At 72.9% G+C, this 373-nt stretch carries 1 pseudogene; it reads left to right on the top strand.

The features are described 5' to 3' along the window. Nucleotides 1–373, top strand: a pseudogene (locus tag JL37_RS11395) (hemagluttinin domain protein); the annotation flags it as partial.

The following is a 373-nucleotide window of genomic DNA, read 5'->3' as shown; positions in this document are numbered from 1 at the left end:
CCAGGCCAACACCGACGCCAACGGCATCGGCATCCGCTACGCGCGCACCAACGAGGCCGGCCTTGCGCAAAGCGACGCCTTTGCCCAAGGCGAAGGCAGCACCGCAGTGGGCTACAACGCCACGGCGACCGCGGACAGCGCGCTGGCGCTGGGCCGCGAGGCACAGGCCAGCCATGCCGGCAGCGTGGCGCTTGGCGCCAATGCCGTGGCCGATGGTTCCACGCTCGGCACCCCCGCCTACAACCCTGGCACCGCCTCCATCGCCGGCACCGCGCCGGCGGGCGAAGTCAGCCTCGGCTCGGCCGGCGCCGAACGCCGCATCACCAACGTGGCGGCAGGCGCCACCGACACCGACGCCGTCAATGTCAGCCAG

Source organism: Achromobacter sp. RTa, assembly GCF_000757485.1.
Classification (GTDB): Bacteria; Pseudomonadota; Gammaproteobacteria; order Burkholderiales; family Burkholderiaceae_B; genus Achromobacter.
This window is presented reverse-complemented; position numbering and strand designations above follow the sequence as displayed.